Source organism: Roseibium sp. (assembly GCF_051016195.1).
GTDB lineage: Bacteria > Pseudomonadota > Alphaproteobacteria > Rhizobiales > Stappiaceae > Roseibium.
The window spans coordinates 2664234-2676986 of the sequence record NZ_CP134616.1 but is presented as its reverse complement, the minus strand read 5'-3'; the positions used below and the strand labels follow the sequence as shown (position 1 = coordinate 2676986).

The following is a 12753-nucleotide window of genomic DNA, read 5'->3' as shown; positions in this document are numbered from 1 at the left end:
CCTCCACCTGTCCTCACGCCAGGGAGACCAAAGCCTCGCAGAGTGGCGCCGGGTCGTAAAAGGGTGCCGATGTTTCGCTTACGAGGTCAAGCCTGAGAACCGTAATGCCCCTTGCGCTGACCTCCGCGGTCTCGTTTTCAGGTACGCTTTTGTCGACGATCACGAAATTGAGCAGCCTGTACACCGGACAATCCGGACCGGCGTCGGCTTGAAGATAGGTCAGCATTGCATGGACCTTGTCGGCGAGCGTCAGGTCCGCGGTTTCCGGGTCCCGGCCGAGGCTCGGCACGTAGATCTTCGGGACGGTGCGTGACGCGATCGCTTTGCCGACCCCCTTCGGCAGAAGATTGGCGACCAGGCTCGTGTAAAAACTCCCGGGGGCGAAGCAGATCAGGTCGGCGGAATGCACAAGCGTGCGATTGCGATTGGGAAACCGGCTCTCTGCCGTTGCCTTGCCCGCGAGGCCCTGGTTCAGGAACAGATCCCTGATCGGCGACGTCAGTTCCGGGTGCTCCTTGCCTGTCAGGAGATGCTGGCCGATGACGGTGTTTCCATTCGCCAGTTCAGCACCCAGGTGCAGATTGTCGTCGGTAACCGCGCGCACCGTGCCCTGCACGCCCACAAGCTTGGAAACGAGGAAGATGATCGGCTCGAGCTGCTGGTTCTGGTTGAGGTAACCGCCCGCCAGAATGAGATTGCCGATGCTTGCCCCGCGAAGGTCGAAGGATCCGGGGCAAGCGGCGCGGAACATGCCCAGCTGGTTCTGGATAAGAATGCGCATCGGCTGTTCGATGGCCTGGACCAGCGTGTGCGTTCCGGCAATCATGCTTTCCAGTTCACCCTGCAGGTCCGCGTCTCTGGCCGACTTGGCGAAACGGTGGGTAAACAGCCGGAAGACGTCCGGATGACCGAGAACGGTCTCGTCGGCAAGTGCCATCAAACGGCTTCTGAGGTCGCCGATGGCCGGCATATCGAAGGCAACACGTAGACCTTGCGAACTGCCGCCGGAGTCGAACGGCGTGACCAGGTGTATGGAGTTGTGCGTGTAGCGTTTCAGGCATTGCGCAACACCGTTGAGCGCGGAGCCGCCACTGAAAAACAGAAGACGCGGGCCGAGCTTCGGATTGGACAGAAACCGTTCGATGCGGAACGGGTCCGGCATGCGTACGGCACGTGTGATGGTCACCTCGGACATTCCAACCCCCATCGAAAACCCGCTTGGCAATCCGCTATATGTAACCGGACTTGCCAGCAGTCAGGTCACTCCCCGATCCATATCGCACGGAAATCGTTCACATTTGTCAATGTAGGCCCGGTGACGACCTGGTCTCCGATCTTTTCAAAGAAGCTGTGGGCATCATTGTCAGCCAGTGCGCCGGACGCCGAAACACCGAGCGCGTCGGCTTTGGCAAGGGTTTCAGGACCGGTGACCGCGCCGGCTACCTCGGCGGCTCCGTCAACGCCATCCGTGTCGCAGGCGATCGCGTGAATACCCGAAGCTCCTTGCAGCGCGAGCGCCAGGGCCAGCGCATATTCCGCATTCGGTCCGCCGACACCGTTGCCGTTGCGTGTGACGGTAAGTTCGCCGCCCGACAAAAGCAGCAATGGCCGCCCGGAGCCCGCGCGCTGCCTTTGCCGCTCGAGCGCAAGGTCAGCCTGCGAATGCGCAACGTCCCGCGCCTCCCCTTCAAGCGCGTCCCCGAGAATTTCGACATCGCAGCCGAGGCCTTCGGCGAGGTCCTTCGCCGCCTCAAGCGATTGGGAAGGCGCGGCAAAGATCGTGTTGGTCACACGGGAAAGCGTGTCATGGCCTGAAGGCAGGACGCCGGACGTTTCAGACAGAACGGTCTTGACCGAGGCAGGCACGTCGATCTGCCAGCGCTCAAGGATCGCGGCGGCGTTTTCGGAAGAGCTGTCATCGCCAACGGTCGGCCCGGAACCGATTTCGGCGGGATCGTCGCCGGGCACGTCCGACAGCAGCAGCGCCAGCATCCTTGCCGGATGGGCGGCCGCCGCAAGCTGGCCGCCCTTGACCGCACTCAGGTGCTTGCGCACCGTGTTCATCTGTCCGATCGGCGCGCCGGAACTCAAGAGCGCCTGGTTGACCTGTTGTTTTTCCAAAAGCGTGATGTCGCCTGCCGGCGCGGTCAGCAATGCGGACGCTCCGCCCGAGATCAGCGCCAGCACGAAATCGTCTTCGCCCAGGCTTTCGACAAGGTCGAGCATGCGGCGTGTCGCGGCAAGACCTGCTTCATCCGGAACCGGATGGGCTGCCTCGACGATCTCGATCCCCTGGCACGGGCGTCCATACCCGTACCGGGTGATGACAAGGCCGCTGCATGGACCCCACGCCGCTTCAACCGCCTCGGCCATGCGCGCCGAGGCCTTGCCGGCACCGATCACGGTGACCCGCCCTTCCGGTTTCTCCGGCAGGAAGGCCGCGAGGCTTTTCATCGGATCGGCGACCTCGACAGCCCGCTGAAACAGGTTGCGCAGGATCTCTTCCGGCTGTTCACTCATCTCGAATGCACCTCTCAGGTTTCGCAAGGTTAGAGACCTTTTTTGGCGAAATTTTCAAGGCTGAATTCGCGTGAAGTTGTTCCGGCACCTCCCAAACGGGCGTTATTCGTGCATTTTCGCACCGGCCCGTTTCATGAATCGGGATTGCGAAGCCGGATATCCGACCACACCTTTGACCGGAAAGGAGTGCCCACATGTCAGACACATCCATTGCAGCCCTCAGGGATGCACTCAAAAATCCAAACGACCCGAACCACATGATGGTCATCAAGACCACGCCGCGCCGCATGCGCGTTTATGCGGGGGACACCCTGCTTGCCGACAGCTTGAGCGCGCTCAGGGTGATGGAACTGGGCAAGTCGGTTTATGATCCGGTGATTTACTTCCCGGAAGAAGATGTCGTTGCCACCTTGAACGCGGTTGAAAAATCCACCCATTGCCCGATCAAGGGTGATGCCAGCTACATGGCGTTGGCAAACGAGGAAATCGGCTGGGTCTACAAGGACCCGATCCCGATGACCCGGCAGCTCAAGGGGCATCACGCCTTCTGGCCGTCGAAAACCCGGCTTGTCGAGGGAGAGTAGCAGGGTTCGGACTGCCTAGGTGATGGGCCCATAAATGAGGCCGAAGTGGTTTGAGGCGGCTTGCTTCTCGTCAATTCGCGGAAGCGCAGGAAATGCGCCTCATTTTCAAGCCTTTCGCAACGCGGAGGAGAAGCAAGCCGGTCAAATCCGAAGGACATCGAATTGGCTTCACTCCGTGGCGTCAGCGTGCTTGACCGGGCAGGAAGCCCGCTCCGCACACCCCTTCCTAACGGGATTTCACCATTTCGCATGCCATTTCAGTCTCATTTATGGGTCCATCACCTAGGCTTTTCCCACATCCTCGACATAGACCAGAGCCCGGCCCTGGCAAATCCGGGTTCCGTCCGGCGTCGTGCACACGGTCTCAAGATCAACCAGGTGTTTTTCGGGGCGCAGCCGTGAAACCGTCACGGACGCCGTGAGCGCTTGGCCTATGGGGGCCGGTGCAAGAAACTCCAGGCTCTGTTTCAGATAGTTGGTTCCCCGGCCCGGCAGTTCCACGCCAAGCAGGTAGGAAAACAACCCGCCGAGCAGCGGCCCCGGAACCGCCTCCGGGACATTGGCCGTCTCACCTGCCAGCGCAGCGAAATCCCGCATGTCCTCCAGGGTAAAGGTACGGGTGATCTCTTTGCTTTGCCCGATTTCCAGCGTCAAGACCGACCTCCAAGCCTGCAGGTTCCCGAAAGCGTCACGGCACGGTCGGCGGTCCTGCTGATTTCAACAAGCACCAGATCCGGCTGATCCGGATCCTCGGCAAAGGACAATGAAAGCTCTTCGTCAGCGTAGGAAGGATTTGGAAACATCAGAGTCTGAAGATCATGCTGCCTGCCCGGGTAGAGCTGCTCCAGACAGGCATGAACGCGCGTATAGAGAAGCATGCCGTGCGACACCGTGCGGCCAAACCGCGTGCGCGCGGAGAATACCGGGTCGACATGGATCGGATTGTCATCACCGGACAGTCTGGCAAAGGCGTCGAAGTCCTGTTGAGTTGGCGTCCACGTAAAGACGGTTGCAGATGGTCTATTAAAGGCATGACTCATCGCTCACGCATCCTCCTGAACTGATGTTGCTGACAACGCGTCTTTCAGAACGTTTTTTCTGACCTTGCCAGCGGCGGTGCGCGGCAGGTCATCCGTCACGGTGAAACTTTTCGGAATCTTGTAGGGAGCCAACTGCGCCCGGCACCAGTCGGGCAGCCCGGCGACATCAAGAGTTTCGCCCGGGTGCGGCACCAGAAATGCGGCACCGACCTCCCCCCATTTGTCATCGGGAACGCCGATGACGACCGCTTCAAGGATCGCCGGATGGCCGTCAAGAACCTTCTCCACCTCGGCGGGATAGACGTTTTCGCCACCTGAGATGTACATGTCCTTGATCCGGTCGACGATGAAGTAATAGCCGTCCGCATCGCGCCGCGCGATGTCACCCGATTTCAGCCAGCCGTCCGGAGTGAATGTTTCGGAGGTTGCCCGGCTGTTGTCCATGTATCCGGGTGTGATGTTCGGACCACGGAACTGGACCTCGCCCTCCCCTGCGCCGTCCACGATGTTTCCGGCAGGTCTCGCCAGCCGGACATCGGTCAGGATCTGCGGCTTTCCGACCGAACCGATTTTTTCCGCGGCATGCGCCCTGTCCATCAGGAACACGGTGGGCCCGGTTTCCGTCATGCCCATGCCGTTGCAGATTGTGACGCCCCGCGCCTGAAATTCGACAAGCAGATGTTTGGGAACGGGCGCCCCGCCGCATCCCAGAGACCGGACATTGGAAAAGTCTGTCGTATCGATCTTCGAGGACAGCGCCAGCGCCTGATAGATCGCCGGCACACCGAAGAATGCGGTCACCTCCCCACCGTCGATCAGGTCGAGCACCTCATCCGGATCGAATTTGCGCAGGATTGTCGAGCAGCCGCCATTCAGGAAGATCGGCAGCGTCGGCAGGTTGATGCCCGCGGTATGGAAGAGGGGCAGGAAATTGACACCCTTTTCGCCAACGCCGAGCCCGGTTGCCTGGCAGTAGTTGACCATGTTGGCATAGGCCATGCCCGCCGTTTGAATGACCGCCTTTGGCAGACCCGTCGTGCCGGACGTAAAGAGCAGATACCATGGAGCATTCGCCTCGATCCGCCCATTGCCGGCCGGCGACGGGTCGGCCGCAGCCAGAAGGCCATCCAGTGCACGCGTGCTTCCGGTGGCGGCACCCATCGGCAGCAGGTCGATCTCGCTGTCACCTGCAAGCTCAAGGGCCGTTGTCATCTGAGCATCGTCGGCGAACAACACGCGGGCATTCGACGCTGCAAGGATCGGCTTGAGTTCGGCAACCGGTTGCCGCCAGTTCAGCGGCACCATCAGGATCCCGGTCTTCTGGGCCGCAAACAGCAACACGAAGAAATCGGGATGATTGAGACAGAGCACGGCAAAACGGTCGCCTGTCTTCAGTCCCTTTTCCAGCAGGAGATTGCCGAGCCGATTTGCCCGCTCGTTCATGTCATGAAACGAATAGGACCGGCCGCTATCCCGGTCTGAGAAGGCGACGGCATCGGGTGTCAGTTCGGCCCGCTTCGCGGCCATGTCCGTCAGAAACTCCATGTGTCCTCCTGGCACCTGGTGTTCGGAAAAATTGAAAGTCTCATGCACGCTGTTGCAGGAACGCCTTCATGCCGTCGAGCGTTTCCGGCTGGATCACCAGTTCAAGAAATCTGGATTTTTCCTGATCAAGCCGCGCACGCACGGTTGCAAGGCGTTCCGCGTCCCAGACATTCTTTCGCGTAACGCGGTGCGTTGAATGGAACCCGGCCCCCAGCATGCCCAGCCACTGTGCAACGACGTTGTCGAGCTGCGAGCGCGGGCAAACGTGTGTGGCAAGACCGAGCGCGAGCGCTTCCTCGGCACAGATGCGCTCATTGAGATACTGGATCTGGAGCGTCTTTGCGGTTCCGATGCGTTCTGGCATGAGCGCCGTCCACCCGCCGTCGGGCGCGAACCCGACGGCAGAATAGTAAGGCTGAAGGAATGACTGCTCTGCCATCGCGACCATGTCGGCAGCAAGGACGAGCCCGGTTGCCCCGCCGGTGACCGGCCCGTTCACAGCCGCTAGAACGGGTGCAGGAAACGAGAGCAGCTTCAAGATGGCAGCGTGCAGTCCGCCGACGAGCTTTTCGGCATAGCCCAGAAGCGCGTTGGGCGACCCGGCATGCGCGAGAAAGCCGGCAATGTCGCCGCCGGTCGAAAAGCTCGCACCGTTGCCTGTAAGGACAAGCGCGGCAGGTCCCCTTCCGGCAGCATGATCCAGGGCCGCCTCAAGATCGTCGATCAATTCTGGGACAAGTGCATTGTGACGGGTTGGACGATCCAACCGGATCCAGAGCGCACCATCAGTCTCTTCAGTGACGACCTGTCGGGTCCCGGTTGTCACGGCTTGAGCCCGTTGGCGATCAGGTCATAGGCCGTGTCGACGAGGTCGGGAATGGGCGTCCTGTTTCCGAACACGACAATTTGCTCGCCAAGCGCACGCGCAATCCCCATCAGCGCCCAGGCGCGGGTGTCGGCATCACCTTCCGATATCTGACCGGCCTTTGCTGCCTCGCTCAGCCCGCTCCGGTATCCTTCGGCAAACGCCCCGTAGTATTCGCGGTAGGCAGCCGGGTCGACGAACTGGGCTTCCTGGACGATGCGGTAAAGGTCCGGATGGGCCTGAACGAATTCGAGAAAGGCCTTCAGACCGGCCTGCTCCGCTTCGAGCCTGTTGGAAATGGCCTGCGTCGCGTCTGAGATCGTGTGGCGCACAAGCCGGCCCATTTCCAGAACCAGCTCCGAGAAGACCTCTTCCTTGGTCTTGAAATAAATATAGAAAGTGCCTTGGGCGACCCCGGCTTCGCTGGTAATCTGACCAATGGAGGCATCGTTGTAGCCACGCGCGCCGATGACGCGCTCTGCAGCGGATAGAATCGCCTTCTTGGTCGCCTCTCCACGTGCCGTCTTCGGTTGATTGAAAGGCGTCCGCTGGGACATGGCTGCATTGCCGGCCGGATTGTTCACACCCGCGCTCCTGAAAAATGAAACATGAATCAGTATTCATGTTTCGAACTCGAAAGCAACACTCTTCTTGCAAGGCAAGCGGCATCACCGCTGGATTTTTGCTTGGAACGGCCCTGACCCGGAATCGTCGCGCGACCCGACCTGCGGAAGCGACGTTCTATGACTTTTGGACGCATCGCCACTCTTTGACCTTGATCAAGGCGATTTGTCTAATTATGCAGTTTAGAATATCTTAAAGGTACCCGGGAGCGCGACGCGTTGCGGGACCTGACGCTCAACCACCGTGACGCGAAAAACGGCTGGGGTATTTGTACGAGAGGCGCGCGCTGGCCGAAGCGGGCGGAGCAGAGGACCGGTATTATGGACGTGAACGCCTATCTTGAAGAGCGCCTTGGCAAGCTTCATGACAATGGTAACTATCGGGTCTTCGCAGATCTCGAACGTCAATCCGGAAACTTTCCCCGCGCGACGCGGTACCGTGAGGACGGTTCCGTTCAGGACGTTGCAGTCTGGTGTTCCAACGACTATCTCGGCATGGGCCAGCACGCCAAGGTCGTGGACGCGATGCAGGATGTCATCGCCAAATGCGGCGCCGGCGCCGGCGGAACGCGAAACATTTCCGGCACGAACCATTACCATGTCCTTCTGGAGCGGGAGCTTGCAGACCTGCATGCCAAGGAAGCCGCGCTGATCTTCACATCAGGCTACGTTTCCAACTGGGCAGCGCTCGGAACGCTGGCGTCCCAGGTACCGGGCATGATCGTCTATTCCGACTCGCTGAACCATGCCTCGATGATCGAAGGCATCCGCCACGCGCGCTGCGAAAAACGGATTTTCAAGCACAACGACTATGAGGACCTGGAGCGGCTCATGGCGGCCGACGATCCGGACGCACCCAAGATGGTCGCCTTCGAAAGCGTCTATTCCATGGATGGCGATATCGCGCCGATCAGGGAAATCTGCGACGTCGCGGACAAGTTCGGTGCGATCACCTATCTGGATGAGGTTCACGCCGTCGGCATGTACGGCCCGCGCGGCGGTGGTGTCGCCGAGCGCGAAGGCCTGATGGACCGGCTGACCATCATCGAGGGTACGCTTGGCAAGGCATTTGGTGTCATGGGCGGTTACATCACCGGCAGCAGGACAGTTGTCGATTTTGTCCGCTCGTTTGCATCCGGCTTCATCTTCACCACGGCATTGCCGCCCGCACTTGCTGCAGGCGCGACCGCGTCCATCAAGCACCTGAAGGAAAGCCCGTTCGAGCGCAAGGCACACAAGGACCGGGTCGAACAGCTTCGCGCGGCGCTCGACAAGCGCGGCATTCCGCACATGGAAAACCCGAGCCACATCGTTCCGGTGATGGTGGGTGACGCCAAGAAGTGCAAATGGATCTCCGACATTCTCCTGGAGACCTATGGCGTTTACGTGCAACCGATCAACTACCCGACCGTACCGGTCGGCACCGAACGCCTGCGTTTCACGCCGACGCCCCTTCACACGGCCGCCGATATCGAGCATCTCGCCGATTCCATCAACGACCTGTGGTCGCAATGCGCGCTTGCCCGCGCGGTCGCCTGACCGGTTCCTTCTCCTCCCGAAGGTACATCCTGCCCGCCCTTCAAGGGCGGGTTTCTTTTTGCGCGGAGGCAAGCAGCGTCCGATGAACAACAGGCCTGCCGCCTGTTTGGTGCCGCCAATGGTCTTTTTCTTTTCTTGCCGCTGCCCTAGCTTTTAACCGGAGACCTGTTAGGCGGGGAGCGGAAATATGAGAATCGCGTGCATTGTTGTTGCCTGGCTTTTGCTCCTGGTATCACCGTCGGCTTCCGAAGAACTCGACCTTGAACTTGTTCTCCTCGCAGATGCCACCGGTTCGATCGACGAAGCTGAAATCCGCTTTCAGCGCGCCGGTTACGCGGCAGCGGTCACGGATCCGTCGGTTCTCAACGCGATCGCAGGCAATGCCTACGGCAAGATCGTCGTTACCTATGTCGAATGGGCAGACATGTTCTCGCAGGACGTCGTCGTCGACTGGACTGTGATCGACGGCAAAGCCTCGGCAGACGACTTTGCCGCAAGGCTTATGGAAGCACCGCGGCAGGCCTATGGACGCAACGCGATAGGCGCGGCACTGCTCAAAGGCAAGGAACTGATCGACACAAACGCCTATACCGGCCTGCGCCGCGTAATCGATCTTTCGGCGGATAGCGCCAATAACTGGAATGGCCCGCCGATCCGCGAAGCGAGGGACATTGTCGTCGGCTCGGGCATCGTCATCAACGGCCTCGCCGTCCTGTGCCGGCATTGCTCGGGACGTCCGGTCTCCTACGACCTGGAACAAAGATTTTACGATGAGATCATCGGCGGTCCGGCGGCCTTCGTCGTCACCGCCGACAGCGCGGCAACCTTCGCAGACGCTGTCCGCAAGAAACTCATTCTCGAGATTGCCGCCAAGCCGGAGGACGCGGAGCGCATTCTGCTGCGCCTTGCCCGCGCAGAGTAACGCTTGGCGGCAATCAACAGAGCTGCCCCAAAAACCGGCGCCAATCACAATTCTCTCCCAGGGTAAATTCACGATTGCCACACGGCAGTGTCATCTGCTTATGATTTGAATCAGGGAGCAGTCGTCGGCATTTGTATCGCGTGGGCTTTGGGAGAGAGAACGTAATGGCCACCGGTCTTTTGATGCTGGCGATGTTTACGGTCTGCTACACGTTGCTGGCGAAGACACTGTCGAATGGAATTCTTACCGCACCGATCCTCTTTATCGGCTTCGGTTACCTGATGGCCCAGACAGGCCTGATGCCCTTCACCGAGGCGGAACATCTTCTGCATATCGTCGCCGAGCTCGCGTTGATCATTCTGCTGTTCCTGGACGCTGCCCAGATCAATCTGCGTGCGCTTCGCGAACGCCATCAGTGGCCGCTCCGGATGCTGCTGATCGGCCTGCCGCTTGCGGTGGTGATCGGAACAGCTGCAGCGGCACCGTTCATGACAACCTATCCGCTGATTGTTGCCGCGCTTGCAGCGGCGCTGCTTGCGCCGACAGACGCGGCCCTCGGCCAGGCCGTCGTGACCCATGAAGCCGTACCGGAGAGGGTCCGGCGCGCGCTCACGCTTGAAAGCGGTCTGAATGACGGCCTCGCCCTGCCGGTCATACTGCTCTTCGCCAGCCTGACGGCCGAGGTGATGCATCAGGATGCCACCAACTGGCTGGTCTTCGGCGCGAAACAGCTGGTCTTCGGACCGCTTGTCGGCGGCGTCATGGGGCTTGTCGGCGGCTATCTGTTCCTCGCTGCCAAGCGCCGCAAGATGACCTCCGTGACGATCGAGGGCATCGGTGCCATCGCAATGGCGGGCGCCGCCTATCTTGCAGCCAGCCTGGTGGACGGCAACGGCTTTATCTCTGCTTTCGTCGCGGGCCTAGCTTTCGGCAATGTCATCAAGGGCCAGTGCGCGTTCATCTACGAGTTCACCGAAAACGAAGGCCAGATGCTCGCCTGGGGTGCGTTCTTCCTGATCGGCCTTGCCCTGCTGCCAGGTGCCCTCGCGCACCTTGACGGCAGCATGCTGGCGATCATCCTGATCAGTCTGTTTGTCGTCCGCCCGCTCGCGGTCTGGCTGTCGCTGTCGGGAACGGATGCGGCCCCGCTAACAAAACTGTTTTTCGGATGGTTCGGTCCAAGAGGTCTTGCCACCGCCCTGTTCGCGCTGCTCGTGGTCGACCAGATCGATCATGAAATCGGCGAATACCTTTTGAACCTTGCCGTCAACACTGTCTGGATCAGTGCCGTGCTGCACGGCGTCACCGCCGTTCCATTCGCCAGGTGGTACGGTGCCCGAATGTCGGATCAGCAAGGCGCCGCAGAGATGGCCGCGGTTCCGCCGATGCGCCCGGAAGGGGCAGCGGATCACTAGTGAGCCCAACAAACAACCAGAATTTCAGCCAAGGTTTCCAGATCAGTGAGAAGCCGTTAGCCGGGGGAAGAAATGAAAAAACACGCTGTAGCCGCCTTGAGCACCCTGCCGGACCGCGACCCGCAATACGCCCTGGTCGCGGATGTCGACCTTGTGGTCGTCCGCTTCGACGAGGAGGTCTCCGTCTTTTACGGCAGGTGTCTTCACCGCGGTGCGCTGATGTCCGACGGCTACGTGCAGGGAGACAATCTCATCTGCGGCGTGCACTATTGGGATTACCGCGTCGACAGCGGCGTTTCCGAATACAACAATTCCGAAGCCCTGCCCAAGTTCAAAAGCTGGATCGAAGGCGACGAGGTTCTGGTCGATGAGGACGAGATCGCGGCCTGGGCAGAGGAAAACCCGCAGCCGTTCCAGCGCGATCAGTATCTGGGTCTTTATGCCGACACCAGCCACGGCACGGAGGAGGAACCTTACAACGGCCTGATCCAGCAATATGCGCGTGACGGCCTGAGTAAGACCGGTCACCATGGCCGGGTCGACGCGATGGGTGTGCCCCGCACCCAGTTGCCCGACTGGGACGACATCCAGATCCTCACCGCACAGCTGCAGCGGTTCCCGCTTCTGGACGATGATCCGGTCGGCACCGACGTCGTCATCGGCCCGAACGCACAAAAGCCGCTCCGCCTGCAGATCCCGCTCTTCGTATCCGACATGAGCTTCGGCGCGCTCTCTGAGCCGGCGAAGGTGGCGCTTGCCCGTGGTGCGGAGCTTGCCGGCACCGGCATCTGTTCCGGCGAAGGCGGCATGCTGCCGGAAGAACAGGAAGCCAATTCCCGCTATTTCTACGAACTCGCCTCGGCCCGTTTCGGCTTCGACTGGGCAAAGCTCGACCGGGTTCAGGCGTTCCACTTCAAGGGTGGCCAAGGCGCGAAAACGGGGACCGGAGGGCACCTGCCGGGGTCCAAGGTCAAGGGAAAGATCGCTGAGGTGCGCGGGCTGGAGGAAGGCACCGATGCGATTTCACCGCCCCGCTTTCCGGACTGGACCGATAGCGTGCAGATCAAGGAATTCGCCGATGAAGTGCGCACGCGGACGGGCGGGATTCCGATCGGCTACAAACTGTCGGCGCAGCACATCGAGAAGGACATCAATGCAGCGCTGGAAATCGGTGTCGACTACATCATCCTCGACGGGCGCGGCGGCGGCACCGGAGCGGCCCCCATCATATTCCGCGACAACATCTCCGTTCCGACCATCCCTTCCCTTGCCCGGGCGCGGCGCCATCTGGACGCATCCGGCCGGTCTGATGTCAGCCTGGTGATTACCGGCGGTCTGCGCAAACCGGCCGACTTCGTGAAGGCCATGGCACTCGGCGCGGACGCCATCGCTGTTTCCAACGCAGCCATGCAGGCGATTGGCTGCATCGCCATGCGCGCCTGCCACACCAACAACTGCCCGGTCGGTATCGCGACCCAGAAGCCGCATCTGGTCAGCCGGCTCCAGGTCGAAAAATCCGCCCGCCAGCTGACCAATTTCTTCGAGGCGTCGGTGGAACTGATGCAGGTGATGGCGCGCGCCTGCGGCTATTCGCATCTGAACGAATTCAACCCGGACGACCTGACCACCTGGAAGCGGGAAATGTCCGACTTGTCCGGCGTCGCCTATGGTGGTGTTGCCTGATCCGGTCAGAAAGTTAT

12 protein-coding genes are annotated in these 12753 nt (G+C 60.6%); 5 read left to right on the top strand and 7 right to left on the bottom strand.

Annotated elements, in window-relative coordinates; genetic code table 11:
- Window positions 1-13: 13 nt before the first annotated feature.
- Entirely contained in the window at window positions 14-1195 is a 1182-nt protein-coding gene (locus tag RDA78_RS12405; RefSeq protein ID WP_434055614.1) for a GAK system CofD-like protein, read from the bottom strand.
- Window positions 1196-1260: 65 nt separating this feature from the next.
- Window positions 1261-2520, bottom strand: a complete 1260-nt coding sequence (locus RDA78_RS12400; protein ID WP_434055613.1) for a glycerate kinase type-2 family protein — start codon at window positions 2518-2520, stop codon at window positions 1261-1263.
- Between the two features lie 194 nt (window positions 2521-2714).
- On the opposite strand from RDA78_RS12400, the gene RDA78_RS12395 reads away from it, so the two are divergent.
- Window positions 2715-3104, top strand: coding sequence for a DUF427 domain-containing protein (locus RDA78_RS12395; protein WP_434055612.1), 390 nt, complete (start codon window positions 2715-2717; stop codon window positions 3102-3104).
- 282 nt (window positions 3105-3386) lie between these two features.
- Here the strand turns inward: RDA78_RS12395 and RDA78_RS12390 are convergent, their stop codons facing one another.
- The 5 genes from RDA78_RS12390 to RDA78_RS12370 are packed head-to-tail and all read right to left on the bottom strand — an operon-like array spanning window position 3387 to window position 7138.
- Window positions 3387-3758, bottom strand: coding sequence for a phosphate acetyltransferase (locus tag RDA78_RS12390; RefSeq protein ID WP_434055611.1), 372 nt, complete (start codon window positions 3756-3758; stop codon window positions 3387-3389).
- Window positions 3755-4144 carry a MaoC/PaaZ C-terminal domain-containing protein gene (locus RDA78_RS12385; protein WP_434055610.1) on the bottom strand — a complete coding sequence of 130 codons (390 nt, stop codon included), beginning with the start codon at window positions 4142-4144 and terminating at the stop codon, window positions 3755-3757. The genes RDA78_RS12390 and RDA78_RS12385 overlap by 4 nt, the downstream gene beginning before the upstream one ends.
- Before the next feature lie 3 nt (window positions 4145-4147).
- Window positions 4148-5689 carry an AMP-binding protein gene (locus RDA78_RS12380; protein WP_434055609.1) on the bottom strand — a complete coding sequence of 514 codons (1542 nt, stop codon included), beginning with the start codon at window positions 5687-5689 and terminating at the stop codon, window positions 4148-4150.
- Window positions 5690-5729: 40 nt separating this feature from the next.
- Complete coding sequence (locus RDA78_RS12375; protein WP_434055608.1) at window positions 5730-6515, bottom strand: enoyl-CoA hydratase/isomerase family protein; 786 nt, start codon at window positions 6513-6515, stop codon at window positions 5730-5732.
- A complete protein-coding gene (locus tag RDA78_RS12370; protein ID WP_434055607.1) occupies window positions 6512-7138 on the bottom strand; it encodes a TetR/AcrR family transcriptional regulator in 627 nt (208 codons plus the stop codon). The genes RDA78_RS12375 and RDA78_RS12370 overlap by 4 nt, the downstream gene beginning before the upstream one ends.
- A gap of 360 nt (window positions 7139-7498) precedes the next feature.
- Between RDA78_RS12370 and hemA the strand changes: the two genes are divergently transcribed.
- The 4 genes from hemA (at window position 7499) to RDA78_RS12350 (ending at window position 12736) form a co-directional block, all read left to right on the top strand.
- Window positions 7499-8716, top strand: coding sequence for a 5-aminolevulinate synthase (gene hemA, locus RDA78_RS12365; protein WP_434055606.1), 1218 nt, complete (start codon window positions 7499-7501; stop codon window positions 8714-8716).
- 187 nt (window positions 8717-8903) lie between these two features.
- Window positions 8904-9638, top strand: coding sequence for a DUF1194 domain-containing protein (locus RDA78_RS12360; protein WP_434055605.1), 735 nt, complete (start codon window positions 8904-8906; stop codon window positions 9636-9638).
- A 164-nt stretch (window positions 9639-9802) separates the two neighbouring features.
- On the top strand, window positions 9803-11053 hold the full coding sequence (locus RDA78_RS12355; protein WP_434055604.1) for a cation:proton antiporter domain-containing protein: 1251 nt from the start codon (window positions 9803-9805) through the stop codon (window positions 11051-11053).
- A gap of 72 nt (window positions 11054-11125) precedes the next feature.
- Window positions 11126-12736 carry a glutamate synthase-related protein gene (locus RDA78_RS12350; RefSeq protein WP_434055603.1) on the top strand — a complete coding sequence of 537 codons (1611 nt, stop codon included), beginning with the start codon at window positions 11126-11128 and terminating at the stop codon, window positions 12734-12736.
- Window positions 12737-12753: the final 17 nt, after the last annotated feature.